The following is a 25,346-nucleotide window of genomic DNA, read 5'->3' on the forward strand; positions in this document are numbered from 1 at the left end:
TTCCCCCTGATCAAGTCAGGGGTGCGGGCGCAGTCAGCGGTCTCCCCATCCTTCCGCGCTTCCGCCTTCGCCGAGGCTTCGGCTGACAAGTCGCTTGTGCAGGACGGGTGATCCCCCACCGCTGTCTGCGGTCCTGACGGTCTCCCCCCGCTCATTGGCGCGGGCCTAGTCCGGTTGCATGCGCAACCGACTAAGCAAAAAGGAGAAAAGACCAATGAAGCAAGATGTTTATCAGAAAGTTACAGACAAGATCATAGCCGATCTTGAGAAGGGCGAGCTTACATGGCTGAAGCCATGGAGCGCAGGCAACATGGACGGGCGGGTTCTGAAACCGCTGCGCCATAACGGCCAAGCCTATAGCGGCATCAATGTTCTGATGCTCTGGGGCGCGGCGATGGAGGCGGGCTATTGCTCCCCGTACTGGATGACCTACCGCCAAGCCAAGGAACTCGGCGCTCATGTCCGCAAGGGCGAGCGCGGCGAACACGTTGTTTATGCGGGAACGGTGAACAAGACCGAAGAGCAGGACGACGGCACCGAGGAAGAGCGCAGCTTTCGCTTCATGAAGGCTTACACCGTCTTCAATGTCGATCAGGTCGAGGGCTTGCCCGATCATTACTACGTCAAACCCGAGCCCGTCATCGACCCCGCGCAGCGGGACGAGACCGCCGACAGGTTCTTTGCGGCGACGGGCGCGAACGTGCGGCATGGTGGCAATCGTGCCTATTACATTGGCGGCAGCGATCATGTGCAGATGCCTGTCTTCGAGTGTTTCCGCAGCCCCGAGGCCTATTATGCGACCTTGGCGCACGAGCTGACGCACTGGACGAAGCACCCCAAGCGCCTTGACCGTGAATTTGGGCGCAAGAAATGGGGCGATGAAGGCTATGCCCGCGAGGAGCTGGTTGCCGAACTCGGCGCGGCGTTCCTATGTGCCGATCTTGGCCTGACGCCCGAGGCGGGCACCGACCATGCCGCCTACATCCAGAGCTGGCTGAAGGTTCTGAAGAACGACAAGCGCGCGATCTTCAGCGCCGCCGCCTACGCCCAGAAGGCCGCAGATTTCCTGCATGGCCTTCAGCCCAGGGCAGACACCCAGACCGAAGCCGAAGAAGGAGTCGCCGCGTAAGCGGCGGCTTCGCCCGTTATTTCAAGAAAGGAGATTTTCCAATGATAGCACAGACACACAACATCACATGGCGCGGTATCGCCATCGAGATTACCCACACCCCCGAAAAATGGATAGTGACTGATCACATCGAGTTACGCACCAAAGGGAAAGCGCCGCTGCCCGTCACCGAGACAGGCTACCGCTCCGAATACTTTGCCCTTGGCAGTGTTGCCGAGTACGGCGGCGCGGTCGCCTTCGTTACGGCATGGCTCGACCAGGAGGCTGAGCGCACCAAGTGGCGCGGGGCGCAGCTTTCCCTGTTCTAGGGGGCAGAAAAATTCGCGGCTGGCCTTTCGGCCAGCCGCATCAGGATTTAGAGACCTGGCGCACGGGTCGCCAGCTCATCTTCGATGGTTCGCATCGTCACAAGCGCGTCGCGCTGTTCCTGCGAGCCGCGCGGGGCGGCGGTGAAGGCGATGAACGCTTCTTTTCGCAGACCGTACAATTCAGGTGTGCTCAGCGTTGCCGCCTCAAATCGAGAGGCAAGTTTCATGTCATCCTCCTTTGGCTTCAAGGAGGCCCCGAACCGCTCAGGGCCTTTCGGCCCCGCACCCATCATGATCGGCCAATGAAGGCTCTGATGGTTCGGAGGTGACGCCAGAACGTCACAGGCGGATGCGCAAGGAGCGCAGACTCGGTTTGCGGCTGCTATCGCCCAAAGCACCATAGGATTGATCGCGGTTGATCGGAAAGAAGCGGGCGTCAGGTTCACCCCGTCCCAAGCGCGCCAATGGCAGCGCGCCCGATTGTCAGATGCGGATTATCACCTCGGAGATGCGCGAGGCACGCAGCAGGTCGTGACAGATGCGGCTGGCTGAAGGGCAGTCGCCGTTTTTCTGACCGCGTAACTCTCACCCCCTTGATTGGTTGGCTTGCTTCAAAACACCCAATTTCCCTGACCGAACGCGGCACGGCCTTCAATGGTCTGCCCGCACCATCTGGCTACGCCAGCCGTGTTGACCATGAATTCCGCACCTATGCCTTCGGCCTGACGGGAGGGCGTTAGCAAGCCACCCCAAACAAAGGAGATGAGATCATGGCACGCGAAAAAACAACGAACACCCAAGCCCACAACGCACCCGAATTTCTGGCCTGGCACGTCACGCAGAGAGGCGAGAAATCCTTCTGGAACAAAGTCGGCGCAGCTTGGGCGCACAAGGACGGACAGGGCTACACGCTTCAGCTTGAGACTTGCCCGATCAACGGACGGATCGTCCTACGGGCTCCGCTCGAAGATACCCCACCGCAAAACGAAGGGCGCTCCTAGAGCGCCCGCCAAATTCAGGGTAATGAACCCGCCAAACCATCGGCGACGATGCCACGATAGACATAGGAGCTTGAAAGCTATGTCGGAAGACGAGATCGAAATCACCATCACGATCAGCCGCAAGGCGTTCGAGAAGGCGACCCGCCTTGCCGCCGATAAAGAAGGCCCCGCTGACGAACTCGCAGGGCTGATGAGCGCCGAAGAATATATCGAGCGGCTTGTCGAGATCGCCCTGGAAGACTGACGGAAGCTACGGCTCGAAGCCGCGTCTGAGTCGAGGACGCGGGGCGCGTTCGCGCTTTCGGTCTTCTTCTTTTCGGGTCTTCTCGCGCTTACGCGCAGCCGTGTGATCGGGGTCAAGCTGATCATCACGCATGTAGTGCACCACATCCTCGCGCAGCCGTAGCAGCTCTTCTTGAGCGGCTTCCTTCTGCACTCGAATGTCTCGCTGGATAGCTTGCCGTTCTTCGATCTGCTTGAAGATTAACGCATCTGTTTCGGCGCGGTCGCGGTGCAGGGCATCGAGCGCTTCGCGTTCATTCTGTTCCTTCACCCTGGCATATTTTCCTGTCAGGCGATGCCAGATGCCAGAGACTCCTTTCGGCAGGCGCTCAGCCCGCTTGCGGGTTTCGGACTGCCAGCGTTTCTCTTGGGTTTCGTTGAGCTGGCGGCGCTCTTCCTGATGCCGCCCGACAATCTCCGCCTTGCGGAAGTCGATATGCAACGACCGCCGCGCCGCGTCCCGTTCGGCCTGCTTGATGAACTCTTGCAGCTTGGCCGTCATACCGTGCGCGATATCGGCCTTCACTTGTTCGACCGAACGAAGCTCTTGCGGATCGCCGAGCTTGGCGGCCACGTCCTTTGCCTTCACGCCGCCGTAGCGGGCAACGGCATAGACTTCACCGCGATAATCGACCGCGACAAAGCCGCGCCGATCACCCTTGGCCAGCCAGAACCCGCGCTCCTTGAGCGCCTGTTCAAAGGCCGCGCGGTTGTCCGACGCTTCCCAGACAGTCTTGAAGACCGCCTTCAGTTCCTTCGCATCGAGGCCAGCCCGTTGCGCTTGTTGCCATTCTTCTCGCGTGAAGGTGAGGGGATCGCGCAAGCGCCGATCTTCCAGGCCGCGCGGCATCGCCCAGCCGTGCTCTAAGTAGAGCTGGCGCGACACATCGCGCAGCTTGATCTTGTAGTGGTTCATATTCAGCGCTCGCATCCGTTCGCTGTCGATCCGCGACCAAACGGCATGGGCGTGTCGCCGTCCGTCTTTCTCATGGAAGACGATAGCGCGGGGCTGGCCTTCCAGCCCGAGTTTGGCTTCGACCTGCTCGATGGCTTTTTCGAAATCCTCGATAGACGCATTCGCGCCTTCGGGCGGATTGAAGCTCATCGAGAACAGATGCTTTTCGCAGCGCGTTCCCCGTGCGATGGCATCGGCTTCGCCGAAGGCCTCGACCAGATCATCACTGATAAAGCCGCGCACGTCATGCAGCTCGACATGATCATTGTCCTTCATCGCCAGAAGATAGCGGGCGAGTTGCGGGGCGTTGCCTCGCTCTTTGGCCTTCAATATCATGGCTCGCTCCCTGGTGCCTTGCCGAGCGCGGTCAAGAGAGCCGTTCGCAGTTCGGAGATTTCGCGGCAGGCTTCTTTGATCTCGGCTTCGGTTTCAGGCGTCACAGGCAGGGAGCCCGTGTTCACCGCTTTGGCTAGTTGGTTCATGTTTTGGGACAGGCGCGACTGACCCAAAGCACCCGCTACACGACCAAGGGCTTCCTTGTCCTGAACAGGGCTATTGCCGCGCCTTTTGCGCGGCGCAGCATCATCGCCGAAGAGACGCTCTCGGATGTATGCCGCCAGGGACTTGTCGCCCCTTTCAGCATCCAACCGCGCCCGCTCGTCATAGGTCAGCCGTAGCGAAAAAGGCGGTGGATAATCCGCCTTTTTCGCCTCGGGCTTGGCTATCTCATTGAATTTATGGCGCGAATTCGTCATTTTCGCACCTCGGACGCTTAGCGTCTATCGATGCGAGATGGTGCTGCCATTCTTCAAGGGCCTGAAAAAGCTGGTTCGAGCTTTCTCCCGTTAGGCCCACCATTTCCGGAAAATCCAGCAGTCCATCGGACGGTCAGTCGTTCCGGGTGGGTGAGTATGCCCGTTCGGTCAAGCTGTATCGCCATGACTTGGCGTGGGGCTTGGGGGTACTGCCAAAGGCCGGATGTCAGCCGATCACACAGCCCGCTCGGTTTTTCTTGGCCTTGTACATCGCCTTGTCGGCGCGATTTATGATGTCTTCGATATCGTCGTCGCCCGGTCCGAAGATCACCAGCCCAAGACTTGAGGACATGCTCAGCGTGACCGGGGGCTCGGTTTGTTCCAGTCGGACGGGGCGGCCCAGGGCTTTCAGTACACGGTTGGCAAGGGCCAGGGCCTCGGCCTCGGCGTTTGCGCGCGGCGCGGGCAGGTCATCGACCAGCGCGACGAATTCGTCGCCGCCATAGCGCGCAACCAGATCCGACGATCGCACCGCATCGCGCAGCCGAGCGCCGAACGCGCTCAGGAATTCATCGCCGCCGCGGTGCCCATAGCGATCATTGATCGTCTTGAACCCATCGACATCGAGAAAGAAGATCGCGCCGAAATAGCCCGAACGGTTGCTCTTGCGCAGGGCGCGTTCGAGGCTGAGGTCGAAATGCCGCCGGTTCGGCAGTGCGGTCAGGTCGTCGATCATCGCCATCACGCCCAACCGCATCGCGTCACGCTTTTCCAGTGCGGCGGAAAAGACATTGGCGACGGTGCGGATCAGGTCGATCTCGCCGGCTTGGAAGCCACGGTTTTTCCTGACCGCATCATAGCCGACAAAACCGGATAGAACGCCGTTCTGACGCATCGGCAGGGCCAAGAGCGACTTGACGTCCTGTTGCTGCAGGAACTTCTTGTCGGGGCGGTCATCGTCCAGAAGCGCGGTATCCGGGATATACATTTCGCCCACTGTATCGAAAGCCTCCCACCAGGCGGATGCCTTTTCGATCGAGAGGCCCTGCAACTGGTTGCGCACGGACTCGATTCCGGGGGCCACCCATTCATGGGTATTGTCCAGGAATTGCCCGTCACGCAGCCTGAACACGTAGGTCCGGTCTGAATCGGTGAACGCGCCCAGACGGGCAAGCGCCTTGTCGATCATCCTGTCGAGTTCCACGTCCGAGGCCGACAAGACATCGTTGATGATATCGACACACAGCCTGAGCCCCTTGGCCAGGCGGTCTTCACTATGAGTGGCTTCCAAAATGGTCCTGTTCATGGCACCGCCATGCCCTCGTTACGTCCCGGCCCTGAAAAACTTTCGTATAATATCGGGCTTCTGAATGGGTATACGAAAAGCGGCCGAGTTGGGAGTATTTTCTTGCCTTCACAACGCGCTAACGCGCCGCACGTACTTTGTCGCGGGGCTGATGTCGGGCCATGCGATCCGGGATGCAATTCATGGTTGAGGATGTTCGAGCCTCAGGCGCGAGGATGCGGGTTGCGGTGTGACCCCGCAAGCGTTGTCCGGGCCGCCGCGAAGTCGAAATTCCTGATCTGGCCGGCCAATGTCTCGGCGAAAGCCGCACCATAGGCCGCGGCGAAAAGCGGCTGGTGACGCTCTATCAGTTTGATCGCGCCGAAGTCGGAGCGTTCCAGCAGACCGATCAACGTGTCGCGGGTTTGCGCGAGTTCGCTTGCGCAGAAGGAATTGGCTTTTTCTGCAGGGGGTTGCGCCAGGTTTGGCAGGGCGCGGGTTATCGCGGCGATGGTGTCGTTCAGCGCTGTCTCTGTCCGATCCTCCAGGCCGGGATGATCTGTCAGCTTGCCGGTGTGTATCGCCTCTTCCAGCTCGGCCGCAAGCGCCTGGAGCCCGACCGCGCCGATCTGCGCCGAAGAGCCCTTGAGGGTATGTGCGACGCGCCGTGCGCTGTCGGTGTCGTTGTCCGCCAGCGCTTGCCGGAGCGTATCGATCGAGCCTGCCCTGTTCTTGCAAAAACTTGCGAGCAACTTCTGGTAGAGATCCGTGCCGCCTGCGGCCAGTCGTAATCCAAGCGCCGGATCAAGCCCGTCGATCCCCGCCAGCCCCGCAAGGGCCTCTGGCAGGGGGCTGTCCGTAACAGGTGGTGCCGAGTCGGATTCGGTCGGCCGGGTTTTGAGGATATTGGCCAGTTTCTCGAAAAGCTGGTCGGACGGCACCGGCTTGCTCAGGAAATCGTCGACCCCCGCGCTCAGCCCTTCTTCCCGGTCCTCCGCCCGTGCGCTGGCACTCAGCGCGATGATGGGTATCTGCGACAGCGGGGCAGGGAGGTTCCGGATGCGGCGGGTCGCCTCCAGGCCGTCCATGACCGGCATGCGGATATCCATCAGCACCAGGTCGAAGCTGTCTTGCTGAACCTTTTCCAGCGCGGCCGCACCATGTTCGGCAACGACGACCGAGGCCCCCGCGAACTGAAGCAATTCGCTGCTCACCTCCTGGTTCATCGGATCATCTTCAACCAGAAGAACCTTGCAGCCCGACAATGAGCCGCGATTGTTCCGCGGCCGGGAGTTGTTCGTTGTGCTGCGGGACTGGCCTGTGCCGGGTGATCTTTCTGATCCTGCCGGGTCCCTCGTCCGCTTCTGTTCCGGTTTGTGTTCCATCCCGGCCTCCCTTGGGTGAGGTCTTCAAGCCCGATTGCCGCCGAGGGGCGGCGCATGGACCATGGCGTGACAGGCCATCAAGCTACAAGGCTGCGGCCCGCTTTCCCACCGTTTTTTCGTCTTTCGCGATTGTGGGGGGCATGTGGGACGACCGGTGCGCGGCGATGACGGGCGCGATGGGCAGGCGTTGCCTGCCGCCCGCATGCGCCGATTGTTCGGGCGCTCGAAATATGTCAGACAAAAGGGAAACCTCGCGCTGGTTGCGGGTGGCTCCGGGTAGGTGGCCGGTACAGGATCCAGGCATGTGCGCTCAACTCACCAAGATCGGCAACCGGGTCATCGGGCTTGATGGCGAGGGATACGAGATGCTGAACGTTCCGTTCAGCAACTTGCCCGTTTCCGTCGCCCATTACCACGAGGCCCCCCGGTGCGACGTGTTCTTTGAACATACCGACGTTTTCCCGGTCTGTTTCGAGTTCGAGGTTGTCGGCGTCAAGCTGGCCTTCGAACCGACCGTGGCCTGGCATCCCCGCACCATCGACACGCCGGGCGCCGAAAGGGAACTCGAACAGGCCCGCCGCGAACAGGATGCCGCAAGAGCGACGGCGATGACGCGGGCGGTTCTGCCCGGTTGGGTGCCGCCCGAACAACAGCGCCATCCCAGTGCGCACCCGTTCTGGGCCGGTGTGCGCGAGGCCCATAGCGGTGTCTATTACCTCGATGTCACGGAATACCCCGATGACAAGGCCGCAGGCCTGGCGGCGGCCAAGATCGCCGATCGCCTGATCCGGCAGGCCGCACAGAAATACCTCATGAACAAGCCGGTTCAATTCGCCGGGGGAGACGACCGCAATGCCTTTTGAATGCCACGCGCCAAAGCTGGCCCTGTATTCGTCGAGAAAATGCGGTAAAATTTTCGTCATCACGGGTGTTGCCGGACAGGCGTCGCGGCAACCATCCGGCGAGAGGGGACTTTGACATGTCGTCCATAGCAGAGCTTTTCACCGCCTATTACCCTGAATTCGTCGGGCCAGAGCCGGAAATCCTTTCGGTTGACCTTGCCTTTTCACCGCTGATGGCTTGCGCCACTTCCGGTTCGGAAGAGCTGCTTTACGGCAATGCGGACATGGCCGTGCGGCTGGGGCTGACGCTTGAGGATCTGGAAACCGGGGCGTGGCTGGACAGGGTGCAACCCGATGGTGCCGAGAACCTGCGCGAGGCATGGCGGACATTCCTCCAGACCCGGCGCCCGCTGACGTTGAAATTGTCCGTGCAGACCGGACCCCAGGATGCCGTCCATCGGTATCGGCTCGTCTGCATAGCCTATCGCCATCCGCTCACCGGCGCGGACTGCGCGTTGGTGGCGGCCGCCAATATCGACTTCCCCGAACGCGCATTGAGATATCTGGACGAAGCCCAGGGCGCGCTTGCCGCGGTCCACGCCGGCCGGGGCGCTGTCAGCCTGACGCTCGATGCCGATGCAAGGATCGTCGCGATCACCCCCGAGGCCAGGAAACTGCTCGATCTGGACGAGACCGGCACCGCCGAGGGCGTCATGTTGAAAACGTTTCTGGCGGAAGAAAACCATTCCGATCTCGACGATTGTCTTCAGGATAGCGGCGGGCGGGGGGTACGGGCTTTTGCGACGCAAGTCCGTTCCAAGGGCGGTCCGGGCCCCTTTATCGAGATTTTCTGCCACCGCACCGGGAACGGCAGCCACGATGACGGCACCACGCATTGTTCGATCATCGGCCTGCATGATCAACTGGCGGCAAGCCAGCTTTTGCATATCGCGCATGGGCGGTCGGGATGTGCGGGCAAAGTTGTTCCCGGCGGGCTGATCGGGCTGGATGCCGGGGGCCGGATCGTTCTGGCCGACGACCACGCCGCGACAATCCTCGGCCGGCCGGCGCAAGAACTTGTCGGATGCGCCTTCCGGGATCTCGCCCAGGTCGCCCCGGGCGACGAGGCCGGGCGCGCGGCGCTGCCGCTGCCGCCAGAGGCTGGGGTCGGGGCCACTCATTGTGCCGAAATCCTTGTGGGTGGCGCTGGTGGTCCGGTCTTTCTGGAATATATCGCCACGCGCCTGCCCGAGGTGGAAAACGACACTGGCCTGTCATGCCTTGTCAGCCTGCGGGACATGAATGGCGACCTGACCCACCGGGCGTTGCAAAGCCTCGACTTGTTGGTGTTGTCGATGGTAGCGATGGGGTTTCCGCGGGACTGGATGCTGGCCGAGGTGGGCAAGGCCATCGGCCGGGTATTTCCAGAGGTGGCCGTCCTGTTCATGTCCCCCGACAAGCGCGGGCACATGTCGCGCGTGGCCAGCCACGGCATGGACGAGGCCACTGCCGCCGCCTGCGAGGCGCTGGCCAACGCGCCCGACACCGCGTTGCGCCGTTCGATCGAGGCCGATGCGCGGTTCACGGAATGGAACCCGGACGTCCTGCCGCAAGGACCTGCCTGGCAAAAGGCCTATAGCCTGCCGCTGAAACCATGGAACGGGGACCCTCATGCCGTTGCGGTGCTGTTGTTCCGGCAGGATGGGCTGCCCGAGCAGGATCGCGCCCGAACCCTTGGAAAGATCGCGGACACGCTGCGACTAAAGGCGCAGTACATGGACCGCGAGACCAAGGGGCAGGCGACCGAACAACGATTCCGTTTCCTGTTCGAGGCGATGCCCACGGCACTGATCGAGCTGGATTTCACCGAAACGCTTTCGCTGTTCGAAATGCTTCGCTCCCAGGGGGTGAACGACCTGGCCGCCCATATCGCCGCGCATCCCGAGGGGGCCGCCGCGTTGCTGGCCTCGGTCAGGGTGGTCGGCGGCAACCCGCTGGCCCTGCGCCGCTATGGGGTCGATAGTCAATCCGCGCTGATCGTGGCATTCGACGAGGTGCTGAACGGCGATGAGTTTCGCGAAACGCTGCAAAAGGCATTCGTGGCGATGTATGAGGGCGCGGCCTTTTTCGAGGCCGGGCGCGTGGTGCGGCGTCAGGATGGCACCTTGCGCAAGATCGAGGTCCGCTTTGCCTTTCCGAACCCCGAAATCGGACGGGGCATCATCGCAGAGATCGACAATACCGCCCGCGAACAGGCGCTGGAACGGTTCACAGTGCTGGCCCGGACGATCAGCGACGCGGTGGTCGAATATAACTTGCGCACCGACAAGGTCTGGTATGTCGACGGGCTGGAGCGCACGTTAGGCTTTTCGGCCGAGGAAATGGGAACGAGCCTGGCCTCGTTCATCGGCCTCGTCCATCCCGAGGATGTAGAGAAGGCGCTGACGCTCTTCAATTCCTTCAAGGCACGGGCCGATGCAGACAGCAACAGCCTGACACTGCGGATGCAGCGCGCCGACGGAAGCTGGGCGATTACGGAAATCCATGCAGCCCCCCTGATGGACGAGCTGGGGCAACCGGAACGCATCGTGGCCAGCCTGCACGATATCAGCGCCAAGATGAAGGAACAGCAGCGCCAGCGCCTGATCGCCGAGGTCGCCTGCGATGCGGCGTTCGAACATGATATCGAGGCCGATGAATTCGTCTGGGATGGCGGTCTGAAACGACATTTCGGGATCGATCCCTCCGAGATCCGCACGATGGAGGAGTGGAAAAACCACATCCACCCCGATGACCAGCATCGGCTCACCGAAATACATAACGATGTTCTGGCCATGAAGCTGGCCACCGCCACCGGCACGGTGCGTCTGCGCTGTGGGGATGGGCGCCATGTCTGGACGGATCTGCGTATCAAGGTTCTGCACGGGGCCAATGGCAAGCCCTCCGGCGTGATCGGCGCGGTCGAGAATATCGATGATCGCATTGCCTACGAAGCCCGTGTCGGCACGCTGTTGGAACTGGCCGCGGACGTGATATTCGAGATTGATCCCGTGAATGGCACGGTCTGGCACAATGTTCTGGGAACGCCCTATCTCGCGGGGCGGCGGGGCTGGCTGCCGCTAGAGGCGGCGGATCAGGGCGATGCAATTCACCCCGACGACCGCGAGGGGCTGCGCCAGCAGGTGGCGCTTATCCATGATGGCGATCTGCGCGAGATCGAGGCCCTCTATCGCCACATGACGATGGACGACACCTGGGTCGAGCTGGTCACAAGGGTCCGGGTCGAGCGTGACGAGAACGACAAGGCGGTGCGTCTGATCGGTTTTACCCGCAAGAGGTGAGGCCGGGCACGGGCCGGGCATGGGCCAGAGCCGCGAACGGGTTCCGCCACCCGTCGGGGGGGCGGGCGGCCCGAGCGCCGCTTTTGCCAGAAAGTGTACGCGCGCCTGCGCGTTCATACCTTTTGCGAGACAAGCTGCTGAACGGTTTTGAAATCAAACTGATCGCTCGCGCGCACCAGTTCGGCAAAGGTCGCCTTGTCCAGAGCCTCGCAAAGAATCGCATGGTTGCTCTCTACCAGGGTCTGTGTCCGAAATTCATGCCCGCGCGCTGCCTCGCCGATATCGTGCAACAATGTGGCGATCTGATCGGGTTCGAGGGTGACAGGCGCCTGCATGGCAGCGGTTTCTGCCGGCAGGGCGGCGCGAATGGCCTTGGCCAGGGCCTGTGTCTGGTCGGCCAGGGCACGCAGGCGGGCAGGATCGGGATGATCCGTCGAATTTGCGTCCAGTCTCTCCTCGATCGCGGCGGCGGCGTCTGCCAGGGCGGTCGCCCCGATCTGACCTGCCGTGCCGCGCAGCTTGTGACAACGGGCGATGACTTCCTTGCGGTCCGTTTCTCGCGTCATCGTCCGCAACGCCCTCAGCACGGCCGGGACATTGCGAACGAAACGCAAAAGAAGGGTGCGGTAGGTCGAGAACTGTCCACGCGTCAGCCGCAGGCCTTTATCGGGATCCAGCCCCGATACGGCCCGAAGCGCCGCCATCTCGGGGGGCGGGGCGATCTCGCTTGCGGCGGGGTAGGGGCGGGGTGGGCGCGCGTCGCTGTCCGGCGGGGTGGTCTGATCTGACAACAGCCGCACGAGCGCGTCGCGCAGGACTTCGAAATCGATAGGTTTCGTTACCAGGTCGTTCATGCCCGCGGCAAGCGCCTCGTCGCGGCTTTCGGCGCTGCCGCTGGCGGTGAGGGCAAGGATGGGCACGTCGCCCGCCGGTTTCGGCAGCGCACGTATGCGGCGCGTTGCCTCCAGGCCGTCCATCACGGGCATCCGGCGATCCATCAGGACGATGTCGAACGGCAACCGCCCCATCCAGTCCAGCGCCTCGGCCCCGTTGAAGGCCGTGCTGACCTGCATGCCCATTTCCGACAGGTAAATGCCTGCGATTTCAATGTTGGTGGGGTTGTCATCGCACAGCAGAACGCGCCGCCCCTTCAGCGCGGGGTGCTGTGTGCGCATACCGTTCATGGCAACAGATGGAGGAATCGCGGACGGGACGGTGGCGGCATGTCGCCTGCTCCAGGCCTCCGTCAGGGCGTCGTGAAGCAGAGAGATGTCCACCGGTTTTTGCAAGACGCCGTCGATCATTGCCGATTGCCGTTCCGCCTGTATTTCGGCGGCGCTTGTATGGACCATCAGGATGATCGGCGGGCTGTCCTTGCCAAGCTCTTGCCGAAGTGTTGCGACGCAGTCATCCAGGCTGATCCCCGGCAGGTCGTCATCCAGAAGCACGGCATCGAAAGGTGCCCCCTTGGCGGTGGCCTCGCGGATGGCGCCGATCGCGGACTCGCGATCGCTTATGCCGGTTCCCCGCAGTGTCAGTGCCTCAAGCAGCTTGCAAATCGTTTGGCGCGCGGTGTCGTTGTCGTCCAGGACGAGCACGCGAGAATCCCTGCGGAAGGCCGTGGGGTCGAGTTCGCGCTGCAACATGCCCTTCCCCGGCCGATAGGGAAGCTGGAACCAGAAGGTAGAGCCTTTGCCGGCTTCGCTTTCAAGGCCGATCGTTCCGCCCATCAGTTCGACAAAATGCTTGCAGATCGCAAGGCCCAGCCCGGTGCCGCCGTATCGGCGCGTGGTGGAACTGTCGACCTGGGTAAAGCTCTGGAACAGCTTTTCCGTCTGTTCGGGGGCCATGCCGATCCCGGTATCGGTGACCGCGAAATACAGCATTTCACCCTCGCCGGATTCCTTTCGGCGACGGACCTCTATGCTGATTTCTCCGATATCGGTGAACTTGACCGCGTTGCTGAGGAGGTTCAGCAGAACCTGCCCCGTCCTGGTCGGATCGCCCACGAAGGTCGTGTGCAAATCGGGATCGACGCGAGTGATGATTTCCAACGATTTTTCGGCGGCCTTGTCGGTGATCATCGCCACGGTGTTGCGCACCATCTGGTTGAGATCGTATTCGATCTCCTCGACATTGATCCGCCCGGCCTCGGCCTTGGCCAGATCGAGAATGTCGTTGATGATCTGAAGCAGGTTCGTGCTGGAGGCATATATCTTTTCGATATGCGCATGCTGGCGCGGGGTCATCTCTGTCTTCAGCAGGATTTGCGCAAATCCCATGATCGCGTTCAGCGGTGTGCGCAACTCGTGGCTCATGTTCGACAGGAAGTCGGATTTGACCCGCGCGGCCTCTTCGGCCATTTCGCGGGCCTCTTTCATCTTTTCGCGGGCCTCGCGTTCCTCGGTCACGTCATTGACGATCCAGACAGAGCCGCTGTCGATATCCTTGATGTCAACGATCGTGGCGCGCAGCTTGGCCCAGAAAACGGTGCCGTCTCGGCGGCGCAGGCGAACCTCTTGTTCGACGGGCTTGCCCGTTTTCAATCGCGCCGTGGCCTGGGCGGCGAACCGTGTGAAAGAAATATCGCTGGCCCAGAAATCGGATGGTGCGGTGTTGAGCAAGACCTTTGCCGGGGCGCGGAACAGGGTTTCAGTGGCCGGGTTCAACGCCGCGATCCGCCCTTGCCGGATCAGGACGATCCCGGATGAGGCCGCCGAGAGGATGGCGCGCAATTCGTTATTGGTGCTGGTCAGTTTCCGGGTTCGGGTCGCAACCTCGCGTTCCAGCCGCTTGCGATAGGTTCGCAAGGTTTCCTCGGCTTCGCGCTGGGCGGTGACATCTGTCCAGATGACCTGGTAGATCGTGTTTTCCGCCCCCTTGATCGCGGTCAGCAAGACATGGACCAGGCGCTTGCCCCCATCGGCATGCAGATGCTCCCAGTCAAAGCTCACGCTGCCCTTGGCATCGGCCTCTGCGAATAGCAGGCGGGCGCGCTCGACAGAGCTTGTGCCGTCGGGCTGCTGGTCTGGTGAAATCTCTGCCGGCGTTTTTCCGACGATGCTGTCGGAAAAGAAATACCCCAGGAGGTTCAGCGCGGCCCGGTTGGCCGAGGTGAAAACGCCCCCCTCGATCGTGGCGATGGGTTGTTCGGTGTTGAAGAACAGCTTGCGAAAGCGATCCTCGCTTTGACTGAGGGCGTTACGCGATTCCAGGCGGGCGATCTGGCTGGTGATGCGCGCCACGACCAGCCCCATCATCTCGTCTTGCTCTTTGAGGAAGGGGCCCTGTTTTTCCTGTTCGGGGCTCAACTCGTCATAGCAGATCGTAATCTCGCCGCGGGCCGCGCCATCCACGGTGATCGGCCATGTATGCACGGCGACCTTGCGGTTGGAACCGATCAGGTCGCCCGTATGTTCGCCGATCGTGACACGTGCATGGCAATGCTCGGCAAACCAGAATCCCTGTGGCAAGGCACGCGCCAACTCGAGGGTCAGTTTCGCCAGGTCGCCCCCATGTTCCTGGGTGATGTCGGTAACCCGTTCGATCGTGCGCAGTTCCTTGACACGCTCGATCAGTTGGGCCTCTGACTCGCGCCGGGCGCTGGTTTCGATCCGCACCCGGCGCCGAAGGCTGAGATTCCAGATCAGCGCACCAACCCCGAGAACCGCGAGCACACCGGCCACTTCCAGGAGTTGGATCAGGTGCGTTTTCAAGTGGTTGTTGGGCGTTAACAGGGTGCGCCCATACCACTTGTCCTCGATGGCCCGGAATGTCTGGGGCGGAATCCGGGCAAAGCCGACGGCTACCTTTTCATAAAGGGCCAGGTCGGCCTCGGGTACCGCCCAGTGAATGCCCGTCTGGAAAAGCTGTGCCGCCGCGCGGAACTTTTCGTCGACCCCGCGCTGGTTCAGCAAGTAGTTGGCCTGCCGTTCCAGCATGCAGAATACCTGGATCTCTCCGGCTGCCGCGGCATCGGTCAACGCCCCCGGGTCCGAATAGGCGCGGATATAGTCAACGCCTTGGGACAGGAGGTATTCCTCGCATGCGCCGGACCCCACGACCCCGATGACAAAGGGCCTTGCCGAGTCGAGATCGGTAATGCCCAGCAAGTCGTCGGAATAAAGAAGGGCGGCGTCGAGCGTGATGAATGCATCCGAGAAGGTCAGCCTGTCGCGCAGTTTCGGCGTGGACTGGAGCCCATCGATCACATCGGCACGGCGTTCGTCGAACAGCCAGATCGCGCTGGAAAGGTCGGTCAGCACGAAATCGACCTTGATGCCTGTCGCCTCTTCCCACGCGCGCCAGGTGTCGATGCGGCTCCCGTATGGTTCGCCCTCGTTATCCTTGATGTAGAAGGGCGGAAAATAGGCCGGTGCGGCGACGGTGATCGATGGTTGCGCCGTTTCGGCGTCTGCCGCCATCCCGGACGACTGGGCAGCGGCGGGAGAAAGACCTGCCCACGCAGACCAGAGCAACATCGCGCCAAGACCCGCCCGCCGTGTGCCCGGCAGGGAAAGGCGTGTGCGTCTTTTTCTGCCCATGCTCGCTCCCTTGTGGCGGAACGGTGCGCGATCCTAGGTGGTTTCGGGCGCGGGATCGCTGAATTTTTCAGCGACTTCAAAGAAATGATCCCGCATCGCGACATAGGCGTCAATGACATCGGGATCGAAATGCGTTCCCCGGCCCTCGAGAAGGATCTCGTCCACTTTTTCAAGCGGCATGGCCTCTTTGTAGACACGCGCCGAGGACAGCGCGTCGAATACGTCGGCGACCGCCATCATCCGCGCCGATAGCGGGATCTGGTCACCCGACAGTCCGTCGGGATAGCCCGAACCATCCCATTTCTCGTGATGGAAATGGGCAATCTCGGCGGCGACAGCCAGGAATTCCAGCGCGTGCCTTGATTGTTCCTCGGAAAGGCCGGCGCTGGCCCTGGCCTGGTCCATCGCCATTTCTATCGCGTCGCTGCCGATACGCGAATGGGTCTTGATGATCTCGAATTCCTCGGGGGTCAGGCGCCCGGGTTTGAGAAGGACCTTGTCGGATATCGCAACCTTGCCGATATCGTGCAGCGGCGAGGCCTTGACGATCAGTTCCCTGTGCTTGGGGTCGAGTTCGTCGCGGTGCTCGGGCATCCGTGCAAGGTAGTCGGCCAGCAGCCGCACATAGCTTTGGGTGCGCAGGATGTGCAGTCCCGTATCCTTGTCGCGCGCCTCGGCGAGGGTGGCGAGCGCGGATATGGTCACCTCCTGGATCAGCAGGTTTTCCCGCATCCTCCGCGCCACTTCGCGTTCGAGCCATTCATTCTGGTCGGCCAGCACGTCGCGCGCCGCCTTGAGGTCGAGTTGCGCCCTTACCCGTGCCGTCAGAACCGCCGGGACGATCGGCTTGCCGATATAGTCCTGCGCACCCATTTTCAGGCCCGCCTCCTCGTCGATATGTTGCGACTTGGCGGTCACGAAAATAACGGGGATGTTGGCCGTTTCGGGGCTTTCCCGCAAATGGTGCAAGACCTCGTGCCCGTCCATCTGTGGCATCATCACGTCAAGCAGGATCAGGTCGGGATGCGGCGCCGTGCGGGCGATGTCCAGTGCCACGCTTCCCGATGTCGCGACCTTGACCTGGTAATCCGCCGACAACAATTCGCCGAGCAGGTACAGGTTCTGCGGCTCGTCATCGACAATCAGGATACTGGCTTTCGCTTGTGTCATCGATTCGGCTGTCCTGTAAGTGTGTCTCTGCCACATATCTCTTGTCGGGCAGACCGCAACGGTCCCGCTAAAAGCTGCCGTTTCAGATGTTGAGATACCACGATCCTCACCCGAACAAAACGGCGCGCACGAAAAGGACTTAAACATTTTTGGCCAATACTCGCCAATGTTTATGCGTTTAAGTCACGTTCCCGCAAGCGCGCCGGGATAAGGATGCCGCCCGCGCAGTCCTGGCGGGATGAAATCCTGCGCCATCTGCCTATTTTTAGGGCGATCGCTCGGGTATGGGCTGGCGGGGCTGGAAAAATGCTTGCGGGCCGGACGATCGGCTCGCTAGGTTCGTATCAAATGTATGACGGCAATTGGGCCCCCGTGTCTCTGATTTGAGAGGCGCGGGTTTTTTGTGCGCCGAACCGGAGGCAAGATGGGAACCACATCTGCACATAAAGTTGGCCTGCTCTTTTCGACCACCGGGCCTTACGCTGCGCTTGGCCGGTCGGCGCTGGACGGCGCGCGGATGGCGGTCGACGAAGTCAACGCCGAAGGTGAGGTCGCGCTTGTGCCGGTCATGTGCGATCCCGAGGGCATCCCGCACCTTTACGAGAAATGCACCCGGCGATTGCTGCGCGAGGGGGCCGTGCGTCACATCGTGGGCGGCATCACGTCCTGGTCGCGCAAGGACATGATCCCGGTGCTGGAGCGGCGGGATGCAATGCTTTGGTATCCCTGTCCCTACGAGGGGTTCGAGTGCAATGACCATGTCGTCTACCTCGGCGCCTGTCCGAACCAGCATCTCGTGCCACTTGTCGATCACGTCTTGCAGGATCGGCCCCGGCGCGCGGTGCTTGTTGGTTCGAATTATGTCTGGGGCTGGGAAACGCTGCGCGTCGCGCGCGAGAGGCTGTCGGCGGCCGGTGTCGAGATCGCAGCAGAGCGGTTCGTGCCGCTGGGCGAAACGGGCTGCGCACATCTGATCGACGAAATCCGCGCCTGCCGACCCGACGTGATCGTCAACAGCCTGATCGGTCCGTCCAACCATGCCTTCATGCACATGCTTGCGGAAATCCGCGACATGACGGGTAGTTGCCAGGTGATCAGCGCCAACCAGACAGAGGCAGACCTGGATGAGCTGGGGCAGGCGGCGGATGGCATGCTGTCAATCGCCGCTTGGTTCGAGGGCATCGAAACGCCAGAGAACCGGCTGTTCCGCGCCAGGATTGCCGATGCCTTGGGGCCAGATTACCGCGCGTCGTGCAACTTTGCGACGGCCTACACGGCCGTTCGGTTACTGGCCGAGGGGATCGCCCGCGTCGGCCATGACGAGCCGCAAGCGGTTTTCGATGCCGTGTCGGGGCGTATTCTGGATACGGTGCTTGGCCCGGTCGAGATCGACCCGGCCACGCGCCACACCACGCTTGTACCCCGGATGGGAAGGCTGCGGAGAGGCGTTTTCGAGATCGTTTCCGCTGCGTCGGACAAGGTCGCCCCTGACCCGTACCTGACCCGCGTGACCCCGCCCCCGCCGAGACAACGCAAACCTGAACTCAGGATCGTGTCATGACTTCCATGCTGGACCTGAACTTTACCGGCCGCCGCGCGGTTGTTCTGCACCCGACTGAAACCGTTCGCACGCGCCTTGCCAGCCGCCTCGACGTTCTGGGGCTCGCGGTCGAGGGGCACTGGCCCGACCTGCCCGCGGAGCGCATCGATTTCCTGTTCGTGGATATCGATATGGGCCATGACGGGCAGCTGCATTGGGAACCGGGGCAGGCACCGATGCCGGTGATCGGGGTGATCCGGTCGGAAACGCCCGGACGCCTGGCCTGGGCTTTGCGTCACAACCTGGATGCCTTTCTGTCCGAGGCGGCGCCCGAACTCGTCTATTCCTCGCTGGTCATCGCAACCGCCAGGTGGACAGAGCGCGCGCGCCGGACCGAGCATGACGTAGAGGCCGCCCGTCGGGCCGGGATGCGCCATTTTCTGATCCGCGCGGTCATGCAGATCATGGAAACCCACGGTGTCGATGAACTGGGGGCGCTGAGGAAACTTCGTACCCTCGCCATGGTCGAGCGCGTGGCGCTGGAAGATGCGGCGCTATTGGTGCTCAACGAAAATGGCACCTTGCCATCGGAGGGGTCGGCATGAGTGAGCCGAGCGTCACCGCGCAAAAGGCCCCCGCGCGGGCGGATGGCGCGAGCACGGTGATGGTGCGACTGCTGCGCCGGCCGCGATCAGCCTTTGCGCTGATCGTCATCCTGACCATGGTGGGCGCGGCGGTTCTTGCGCCATGGATCATGCCTTATGATCCGAACGACCAGATGTTTGATGGCCTCAGCCTGGAGGGTGCCCCGCTGCCGCCCTCTTCGGAATTCTGGCTGGGCACCGACCTGTTGGGGCGCGATCTGTTCTCGCGGTTGATCCTGGGCACCCAGACCTCGCTGATCATCGGGGTGCTGGCCAACGGGATCGCCGTGCTGCTGGGCGCCACCGTGGGTATCACCGCGGGCTATTTCGGCGGCTGGATCGGCGGGATCCTGATGCGGTTTACCGACCTGATGATGGCCTTTCCCGCGCTATTGCTGGCCATCGTGCTGGCGGCGATCTTCAAGCCCTCGCTACTGATTGTGGCCCTCGTGATCGCGATGGTGAACTGGGTGCAGATGGCGCGCGTCATCTATACCGAGACCCGCAGCCTGGCGCAGCGGGAATTCATCGACGTGCAGCGCGCGATGGGTGCGTCCACCTTCCGCATCCTGGGCCGGCATATCCTGCCGCACCTGGTCTATTCGATCATCGTCTTCGGCACGCTGGGGATTTCCACGACCGTCCTGCTGGAGGCGACGCTCTCCTACCTTGGCGTCGGCGTGCAGCCGCCCACGCCAAGCTGGGGCAACATCATCTTTGAAAATCAGACCTATTTCGCCAACGCGCCCTGGCTGGTTTTCTTTCCCGGCGTGGCCATCGTCCTGCTGGCGCTGTCGTTCAACCTGCTGGGGGACGCGTTGCGCGACACCCTCGATCCCAGACTGAAGGGGCGGCACTGATGTGGGCCTATGTGATCCGCCGCCTCGGGGAATCCCTGCTGATCCTGCTGGGTATCAGCCTGGTCACCTTTGCGCTGCTATATCTTGTCCCCGCCGACCCCGCGCGCCAGATTGCCGGACGCTCTGCCACTGCGGAAACGGTGGCCAATATCCGCGCGCAACTGGGCCTGGATCAGCCGTTCCACATCCAGTACCTGCGCTATCTCGGCAATCTCTTGCAGGGTGACCTGGGGCGGTCCTACCTGCAACGCACCGAGGTTTCGGAACTGATCGCGGCGCGGATGCCGGCGACGCTGCTGTTGATGCTGGCGACCATCGTGGTGGAGCTGATCATCGGGCTGACCATCGGCGCCATCGCCGCGCTCAAGCGGAACTCGGCCGTCGACCAGTCGCTCATGGTGTTCTCCTTCGTCACCATCTCGGCCCCGCAATTCGTGGTGGGCATCCTGCTGCTCTATGTTTTCGCGGTGCAGCTGGGCTGGTTCCCGATCGGGGGCTACGGCACCTTTGCCCATCTGGTGCTGCCCGCGATCACCATCGGGTTGCTGGGCACAGGCTGGTACTCGCGCATGATGCGGAGTTCCATGATCGACGTGCTGGCGCAGGATTACGTCCGCACGGCGCGGGCCAAGGGGCTGGGCCGGTTGCGCATCATCCTGCGCCATGTCGCGCCCAACGCGATCCTGCCCATCATTGCCATGATCGGCATCGATATCGGGCTGTTCATGTCCGGTATCGTGGTGGTCGAAAGCGTGTTCGGCTGGCCCGGTATCGGCCAGCTGGCCTGGCAGGCGATCCAGCGCGTGGACATTCCCATCATCATGGGGGTCACGCTTGTGTCCGCCTGTTTCATCGTCCTCGGGAACCTTCTTGCGGATCTCATCGCGCCGCTGGTGGACCCGAGGATCAAGCTGAAATGACCAACAGGAGAGGGAAAGACCAATGAAAAAGACACTTCTGACAAGCGTTCTGGCGCTGGGCACGGCCTTCGGCCCGGCGCTTGCCCAGGATTTCACCGAGGCCAAGCAGGGCGGGTCGATGATCGTCACCTACAAGGATGACGTGTCCACGCTGGACCCGGCCATCGGCTATGACTGGCAGAACTGGTCGATGATCAAGTCGCTGTTCGACGGTCTGATGGACTACGAACCCGGCACCACGGTTCTGAAAAAGGATCTCGCCGAGGATTACACGATTTCCGAGGACGGTACGGTCTTTACCTTCAAGCTGCGCGAGGGGGTCAAGTTCCACAACGGCCGCGAGATGACGGCCGAGGACGTGAAGTATTCGCTCGACCGCGTGACCAACCCCGAAACCCAAAGCCCGGGCGCCGGGTTCTTCGGTTCGATCGAGGGCTATGACGCCATGGCCGCGGGCGAGGCCGACGGCCTCTCGGGCGTGACCGTGATCGACCCCTACACCGTCGAGATCAAGCTGTCGCGCCCCGACGCCACCTTCCTGCACGTCATGGCGATCAACTTCTCGTCCATCGTGCCGAAAGAGGTGGTCGAGGAGTTCGGCCCCGATTTCGGCAAGAACCCGGTCGGCACCGGGGCCTTCTACCTTGCGGACTGGACGCTGGGCCAGTCCCTGACCTTTGCACGCAACACCGAGTACTGGAACGAGGGTCTGCCCAAGCTGGACCAGATCACCTTTGAAATCGGACTGGAACCCATAGTGGCGCTCTTGCGTCTGCAACAGGGTCAGGCCGACATTCCCGGCGATGGCATCCCGCCCGCGAAATTCCTCGAGGTCACTCAAGACCCGGCCTTCAAGGATTTCGTGATCGAGGGCGGACAGTTGCACACCGGTTATATCACCATGAACGTCAACATGGCGCCCTTTGACAACGTCAAGGTGCGCCAGGCGGTGAACATGGCGATCAACAAGGATCGCGCCGTGCGCATCATCAACGGCCGCGCGGTGCCCGCCAACCAGCCGCTGCCGCCCACGATGCCGGGCTATGCGCCTGACTACGAGGGCTATCCCTACGACCCCGAGGCGGCCAAGGCCCTGCTGGCCGAGGCAGGTTTCCCCGATGGGTTCGAGACCGAGCTTTACGTCTACAACACCGATCCGAACCCGCGGCTGGCGCAAAGCTTTCAGCAGGACTTGGCGGCCATCGGCATCAAGGCGGAAATCCGGTCGCTGGCCCAGGCCAACGTGATCGCGGCGGGTGGCGAACCGGACCAGGCGCCGATGATCTGGTCGGGCGGCATGGCATGGATCGCCGACTTCCCCGATCCGTCCAACTTCTACGGGCCGATCCTGGGCTGCGACGGCGCGGTGCAGGGTGGCTGGAACTGGTCGTGGTACTGCAACGAGGAACTGGATGCCGCCGCCGACGCAGCCGACGCCATGACCGACCCGGCCATGGCCAGCGAACGCGAGGCCGCCTGGCGTGACATCTACCTCAAGATCATGGAGGATGCGCCCTGGGTGCCGGTCTTCAACGAGCAGCGCTTCACCATGCGCTCGGCCAAGCTGGGCGGCCCGGACTCGATCTTCGTCGATCCGGTGCATGTGCCGGTCAACTACGACTTCGTGTATTCGACCGATGTGCAATAACTGCGACTACACCATCCACGGTCGCAACCATCATTGCGGGTGGGATCGTTCGATCCCGCCTGCGGCGACCATCGCGCCGGGCGAAAGCGTGCATTTCGAATGCCTCGACAGCTCGGGCGGGCAATTGTCCAGGGACAGCACGACGGCCGACCTGGCCACACTGTCTTTCGACAAGATCAACCCGGTCACCGGTCCCGTCTTCGTCGACGGGGCCGAACCCGGCGACATCCTGAAGGTGCAGATCGACGGGTTCACCCCGTCGGGCTGGGGCTGGACCGCCAACATCCCGGGCTTCGGCCTGCTGGCCGACCAGTTCGAGGATGCGGCGCTCAATGTCTGGAACTACGACCCCGATACGCTGGCGCCCGCGCTTTACTGCGGGATCGCACGTGTGCCTTTGAAACCCTTCGCGGGCACCGTCGGGCTGGCCCCGGCCGAGCCGGGGGCGCATTCCGTGATCCCGCCCCGGCGCATGGGGGGGAACATGGATATCCGCGATCTGGCCGCCGGCAGCACGCTGTATCTGCCGGTCGAGGTGGCCGGCGCGCTGTTCTCCATCGGGGACACGCACGCCGCGCAGGGCGATGGCGAGGTCTGCGGCACCGCCATCGAAAGCCCGATGAACGTGTCGCTGACCATCGACCTGATCAAGAACCAGCCGCTGAAATTCCCCCGCTTCACCACGCCGGGGCCGGTGACGCGGCACCTGGATTCCAAGGGCTACGAGGTGACCACGGGGATCGGGCCGGACCTGATGACCGGGGCGCGTGACGCGCTGTCGGGCATGATCGACCTGCTGTGTGCCACCCAGAAACTCAGCGCGGTCGAGGCCTACATGCTGTGTTCGGTCTGTGGCGATCTTCGGATTTCCGAGATCGTGGATCAGCCCAACTGGGTGGTCTCGTTCTACATGCCGCGGGTCGTGTTCGAATGACGGCTGACAGGGACAACGCCGGGCGCGAAGAGACATCGCGCCCGGTTCTCAGCGTTCAGGGGCTGACCATCCAGGTGGCCACCCCCGAAGGCCCGAAACCCGTGGTGCAGGATCTCAGCTTCGACCTGCGGCGCGGGGAAACCCTGTGCCTTGCGGGCGAAAGCGGGTCGGGCAAGTCGATGACGGCGCTGGCGATCATGGGGCTGTTGCCCCAGCCGATGGCCCGGATCGCCAAGGGGTCGATCCGGCTGGAGGATGGCACAGACCTTGCGACATGCAGCGAGCGTGACTTTCGCGATATCCGCGCCAATCGCATCTCGATGATCTTCCAGGAGCCGATGACCTCGCTCAATCCGGTGATGACGGTGGGGCGGCAACTGACCGAGGTTTTGCTGGAGCACCGTGCCTGCACGAGGGCCGAGGCGCCAGGGCGCGCGCTAGAGCTGTTGCGCGACGTGCGCATCACCGATGCCGAACGGCGGCTGAAACAATACCCGCATGAATTGTCAGGTGGCATGCGCCAGCGGGTGATGATCGCCATCGCGCTGGCCTGCAATCCCGAGATCCTGATCGCGGACGAACCGACCACCGCGCTGGATGTAACCGTCCAGGCCGAGGTGCTGGAACTGATCCGCGCGCTTCAGCGTGAACATGGCACAACGGTCCTGATGATCACTCACGACATGGGCGTCGTGGCCGAAATGGCCGACCGGGTGATCGTCCTGCGCCATGGCCGGCAGGAAGAAACCGCCCCCGTGCGTGCCCTGTTCGCCGCGCCGAAGACCGCCTATGCGCAAGAGCTGCTGGACGCCGTGCCGCGCCTTGGCAACGCGCCCGCGCGCCCGGCGCCCGACCGCATCCGCGATGTCGTGGACGTGGCGGAACTTTGCGTGCGGTTCCCGATGCGCGGCGGAATCCTCAACCGCGTCACCGCCCAGGTCCACGCGGTCGAGGGCGTCAGCTTTCGCATCAGCCCCGGCGAGACGCTCGCGCTGGTGGGTGAATCCGGCTGCGGGAAATCCACCATCGGACGGGCGCTGCTGGGGCTGGTGCCCTGGCAGGGCAGCATCCGGATCGACGGGCGGCAAATGGCCGGGCTGTCGGCCAAGGGCCTGAAACCGATCCGGCGCGATATCCAGATGGTGTTTCAGGATCCGGGCGCCTCGCTGGATGCACGGATGACGGTGGGCCGCCAGGTGGCCGAGCCGCTGGTGATCCACGGGCTGGCCTCGGGCAGCGAATTGAACGACCGGGTCGAGATGCTGTTTCGCCGGGTCGGCCTGACGCCCGAGCAGATGGACCGCTACCCGCACGAATTCTCCGGCGGTCAGCGTCAGCGGATCTGCATCGCCCGCGCGCTGGCGCTGGGCCCCAAGGTGATCGTCGCCGATGAAAGCGTCTCGGCGCTGGACGTATCCGTGCAGGCGCAGGTGCTGGACCTGCTGCGCGAGTTGCAAGAGGAACAGGGCCTCGCCTACCTGTTCATCAGCCACGACATGGCGGTGATCGACCAGGTCGCCGACCGCGTGGCGGTGATGAATCTCGGCCAGATCGTCGAGACCGGCAGCCGCGACCAGGTGCTGCGCGATCCCGCCCATGCCTATACCCGCCGTCTGCTGTCCGCCGTGCCGATCCCCGATCCCGAACATATGCGCCCGCCCGTCTTGCCCCGCGAGGGCGAGGTGGGCTCGCCCGTCTGGCCGCTGGGGCAGGGGCCAGAGCGCCTGCCGATGGTGGAAATCGCACCGGGCCACTGGGTCGCACAGGGTGCGTCCCTCAAGGTTGCCTGAGAAAAGACCGGAG

The 25,346-nt window shown here is 62.6% G+C and carries 20 protein-coding genes; 13 read left to right on the forward strand and 7 right to left on the reverse strand.

The features are described from left to right. Positions 1-214 precede the first annotated feature (214 nt). Together EV663_RS09380 and EV663_RS09385 are read left to right on the forward strand one after the other, a co-directional pair. Positions 215-1,129: an ArdC family protein gene (locus EV663_RS09380; protein ID WP_132951539.1), complete on the forward strand. Its 915-nt coding sequence runs from the start codon at positions 215-217 to the stop codon at positions 1,127-1,129. A gap of 41 nt (positions 1,130-1,170) precedes the next feature. Further along, positions 1,171-1,437, forward strand: coding sequence for a hypothetical protein (locus EV663_RS09385; protein ID WP_132951540.1), 267 nt, complete (start codon positions 1,171-1,173; stop codon positions 1,435-1,437). Positions 1,438-1,484: 47 nt separating this feature from the next. On the opposite strand, the gene EV663_RS09390 is transcribed toward EV663_RS09385, so the two are convergent. Continuing rightward, positions 1,485-1,664 (reverse strand): hypothetical protein, encoded by a 180-nt coding sequence (locus tag EV663_RS09390; RefSeq protein ID WP_132951541.1) that lies wholly within the window; start codon positions 1,662-1,664, stop codon positions 1,485-1,487. 543 nt (positions 1,665-2,207) lie between these two features. Between EV663_RS09390 and EV663_RS09395 the strand changes: the two genes are divergently transcribed. Further along, a complete protein-coding gene (locus EV663_RS09395) occupies positions 2,208-2,438 on the forward strand; it encodes a hypothetical protein (RefSeq protein WP_132951542.1) in 231 nt (76 codons plus the stop codon). 79 nt (positions 2,439-2,517) lie between these two features. After that, positions 2,518-2,682 carry a hypothetical protein gene (locus tag EV663_RS15625; protein WP_165910170.1) on the forward strand — a complete coding sequence of 55 codons (165 nt, stop codon included), beginning with the start codon at positions 2,518-2,520 and terminating at the stop codon, positions 2,680-2,682. Positions 2,683-2,688: 6 nt separating this feature from the next. On the opposite strand, the gene EV663_RS09400 is transcribed toward EV663_RS15625, so the two are convergent. The 4 genes from EV663_RS09400 to EV663_RS09415 all read right to left on the reverse strand — a co-directional run bounded on the left by EV663_RS09400 (position 2,689) and on the right by EV663_RS09415 (position 7,100). Beyond that, the gene (locus tag EV663_RS09400; protein WP_132951543.1) at positions 2,689-4,011 is read right to left on the reverse strand and encodes a relaxase/mobilization nuclease domain-containing protein; all 1,323 of its coding nucleotides are present in this window, start codon (positions 4,009-4,011) and stop codon (positions 2,689-2,691) included. Then, on the reverse strand, positions 4,008-4,430 hold the full coding sequence (locus EV663_RS09405; protein WP_132951544.1) for a hypothetical protein: 423 nt from the start codon (positions 4,428-4,430) through the stop codon (positions 4,008-4,010). Before EV663_RS09405 ends, EV663_RS09400 begins: the two co-directional genes overlap by 4 nt. A 226-nt stretch (positions 4,431-4,656) precedes the next feature. After that, on the reverse strand, positions 4,657-5,736 hold the full coding sequence (locus EV663_RS09410; protein ID WP_132951545.1) for a GGDEF domain-containing protein: 1,080 nt from the start codon (positions 5,734-5,736) through the stop codon (positions 4,657-4,659). 203 nt (positions 5,737-5,939) lie between these two features. After that, entirely contained in the window at positions 5,940-7,100 is a 1,161-nt protein-coding gene (locus tag EV663_RS09415; protein WP_132951546.1) for a response regulator, read from the reverse strand. Positions 7,101-7,402: 302 nt separating this feature from the next. Here EV663_RS09415 and EV663_RS09420 point away from each other — a divergent pair, with 302 nt between their 5' ends. Both EV663_RS09420 and EV663_RS09425 read left to right on the forward strand, forming a co-directional pair. Continuing rightward, a complete protein-coding gene (locus tag EV663_RS09420) occupies positions 7,403-7,963 on the forward strand; it encodes a hypothetical protein (RefSeq protein ID WP_132951547.1) in 561 nt (186 codons plus the stop codon). A gap of 116 nt (positions 7,964-8,079) precedes the next feature. Beyond that, positions 8,080-11,283 carry a PAS domain-containing protein gene (locus EV663_RS09425; protein ID WP_132951548.1) on the forward strand — a complete coding sequence of 1,068 codons (3,204 nt, stop codon included), beginning with the start codon at positions 8,080-8,082 and terminating at the stop codon, positions 11,281-11,283. 113 nt (positions 11,284-11,396) lie between these two features. Here EV663_RS09425 and EV663_RS09430 read toward each other — a convergent pair whose 3' ends face one another. Together EV663_RS09430 and EV663_RS09435 are read right to left on the reverse strand one after the other, a co-directional pair. Next, a complete protein-coding gene (locus tag EV663_RS09430; protein ID WP_132951549.1) occupies positions 11,397-15,827 on the reverse strand; it encodes a response regulator in 4,431 nt (1,476 codons plus the stop codon). Positions 15,828-15,860: 33 nt separating this feature from the next. Beyond that, positions 15,861-16,997, reverse strand: coding sequence for a response regulator (locus EV663_RS09435; protein WP_132951550.1), 1,137 nt, complete (start codon positions 16,995-16,997; stop codon positions 15,861-15,863). A gap of 424 nt (positions 16,998-17,421) precedes the next feature. Between EV663_RS09435 and EV663_RS09440 the strand changes: the two genes are divergently transcribed. From EV663_RS09440 to EV663_RS09470, 7 genes are read left to right on the forward strand one after another with little or no spacing between them, the layout of a single operon-like run. After that, positions 17,422-18,558 carry a transporter substrate-binding protein gene (locus tag EV663_RS09440; protein ID WP_132951551.1) on the forward strand — a complete coding sequence of 379 codons (1,137 nt, stop codon included), beginning with the start codon at positions 17,422-17,424 and terminating at the stop codon, positions 18,556-18,558. Beyond that, positions 18,555-19,142, forward strand: coding sequence for an ANTAR domain-containing response regulator (locus EV663_RS09445; protein WP_132951552.1), 588 nt, complete (start codon positions 18,555-18,557; stop codon positions 19,140-19,142). The genes EV663_RS09440 and EV663_RS09445 overlap by 4 nt, the downstream gene beginning before the upstream one ends. Further along, a complete protein-coding gene (locus EV663_RS09450) occupies positions 19,139-20,041 on the forward strand; it encodes an ABC transporter permease (protein ID WP_132951553.1) in 903 nt (300 codons plus the stop codon). Before EV663_RS09445 ends, EV663_RS09450 begins: the two co-directional genes overlap by 4 nt. Then, entirely contained in the window at positions 20,041-20,961 is a 921-nt protein-coding gene (locus tag EV663_RS09455; RefSeq protein WP_132951554.1) for an ABC transporter permease, read from the forward strand. Before EV663_RS09450 ends, EV663_RS09455 begins: the two co-directional genes overlap by 1 nt. Positions 20,962-20,983: 22 nt before the next feature. Continuing rightward, a complete protein-coding gene (locus EV663_RS09460) occupies positions 20,984-22,609 on the forward strand; it encodes an ABC transporter substrate-binding protein (RefSeq protein WP_132951555.1) in 1,626 nt (541 codons plus the stop codon). Then, a complete protein-coding gene (locus EV663_RS09465; RefSeq protein WP_132951556.1) occupies positions 22,599-23,543 on the forward strand; it encodes an acetamidase/formamidase family protein in 945 nt (314 codons plus the stop codon). Before EV663_RS09460 ends, EV663_RS09465 begins: the two co-directional genes overlap by 11 nt. Further along, positions 23,540-25,333: an ABC transporter ATP-binding protein gene (locus tag EV663_RS09470; RefSeq protein WP_132951557.1), complete on the forward strand. Its 1,794-nt coding sequence runs from the start codon at positions 23,540-23,542 to the stop codon at positions 25,331-25,333. Before EV663_RS09465 ends, EV663_RS09470 begins: the two co-directional genes overlap by 4 nt. The last annotated feature ends 13 nt before the right edge of the window (positions 25,334-25,346 follow it).

Source organism: Rhodovulum bhavnagarense (assembly GCF_004343505.1).
Classification (GTDB): Bacteria; Pseudomonadota; Alphaproteobacteria; order Rhodobacterales; family Rhodobacteraceae; genus Rhodovulum; species Rhodovulum bhavnagarense.

What these genes read in the sequence shown, in the direction of transcription:
- EV663_RS09380 (WP_132951539.1), top strand. Translation starts at nt 215, where the DNA reads ATGAAGCAAGATGTTTATCAGAAAGTTACAGACAAGATCATAGCCGAT.
- EV663_RS09385 (WP_132951540.1), top strand. Translation starts at nt 1,171, where the DNA reads ATGATAGCACAGACACACAACATCACATGGCGCGGTATCGCCATCGAG.
- EV663_RS09390 (WP_132951541.1), bottom strand. Translation starts at nt 1,664, where the DNA reads ATGAAACTTGCCTCTCGATTTGAGGCGGCAACGCTGAGCACACCTGAA.
- EV663_RS09395 (WP_132951542.1), top strand. Translation starts at nt 2,208, where the DNA reads ATGGCACGCGAAAAAACAACGAACACCCAAGCCCACAACGCACCCGAA.
- EV663_RS15625 (WP_165910170.1), top strand. Translation starts at nt 2,518, where the DNA reads ATGTCGGAAGACGAGATCGAAATCACCATCACGATCAGCCGCAAGGCG.
- EV663_RS09400 (WP_132951543.1), bottom strand. Translation starts at nt 4,011, where the DNA reads ATGATATTGAAGGCCAAAGAGCGAGGCAACGCCCCGCAACTCGCCCGC.
- EV663_RS09405 (WP_132951544.1), bottom strand. Translation starts at nt 4,430, where the DNA reads ATGACGAATTCGCGCCATAAATTCAATGAGATAGCCAAGCCCGAGGCG.
- EV663_RS09410 (WP_132951545.1), bottom strand. Translation starts at nt 5,736, where the DNA reads ATGAACAGGACCATTTTGGAAGCCACTCATAGTGAAGACCGCCTGGCC.
- EV663_RS09415 (WP_132951546.1), bottom strand. Translation starts at nt 7,100, where the DNA reads ATGGAACACAAACCGGAACAGAAGCGGACGAGGGACCCGGCAGGATCA.
- EV663_RS09420 (WP_132951547.1), top strand. Translation starts at nt 7,403, where the DNA reads ATGTGCGCTCAACTCACCAAGATCGGCAACCGGGTCATCGGGCTTGAT.
- EV663_RS09425 (WP_132951548.1), top strand. Translation starts at nt 8,080, where the DNA reads ATGTCGTCCATAGCAGAGCTTTTCACCGCCTATTACCCTGAATTCGTC.
- EV663_RS09430 (WP_132951549.1), bottom strand. Translation starts at nt 15,827, where the DNA reads ATGGGCAGAAAAAGACGCACACGCCTTTCCCTGCCGGGCACACGGCGG.
- EV663_RS09435 (WP_132951550.1), bottom strand. Translation starts at nt 16,997, where the DNA reads ATGACACAAGCGAAAGCCAGTATCCTGATTGTCGATGACGAGCCGCAG.
- EV663_RS09440 (WP_132951551.1), top strand. Translation starts at nt 17,422, where the DNA reads ATGGGAACCACATCTGCACATAAAGTTGGCCTGCTCTTTTCGACCACC.
- EV663_RS09445 (WP_132951552.1), top strand. Translation starts at nt 18,555, where the DNA reads ATGACTTCCATGCTGGACCTGAACTTTACCGGCCGCCGCGCGGTTGTT.
- EV663_RS09450 (WP_132951553.1), top strand. Translation starts at nt 19,139, where the DNA reads ATGAGTGAGCCGAGCGTCACCGCGCAAAAGGCCCCCGCGCGGGCGGAT.
- EV663_RS09455 (WP_132951554.1), top strand. Translation starts at nt 20,041, where the DNA reads ATGTGGGCCTATGTGATCCGCCGCCTCGGGGAATCCCTGCTGATCCTG.
- EV663_RS09460 (WP_132951555.1), top strand. Translation starts at nt 20,984, where the DNA reads ATGAAAAAGACACTTCTGACAAGCGTTCTGGCGCTGGGCACGGCCTTC.
- EV663_RS09465 (WP_132951556.1), top strand. Translation starts at nt 22,599, where the DNA reads ATGTGCAATAACTGCGACTACACCATCCACGGTCGCAACCATCATTGC.
- EV663_RS09470 (WP_132951557.1), top strand. Translation starts at nt 23,540, where the DNA reads ATGACGGCTGACAGGGACAACGCCGGGCGCGAAGAGACATCGCGCCCG.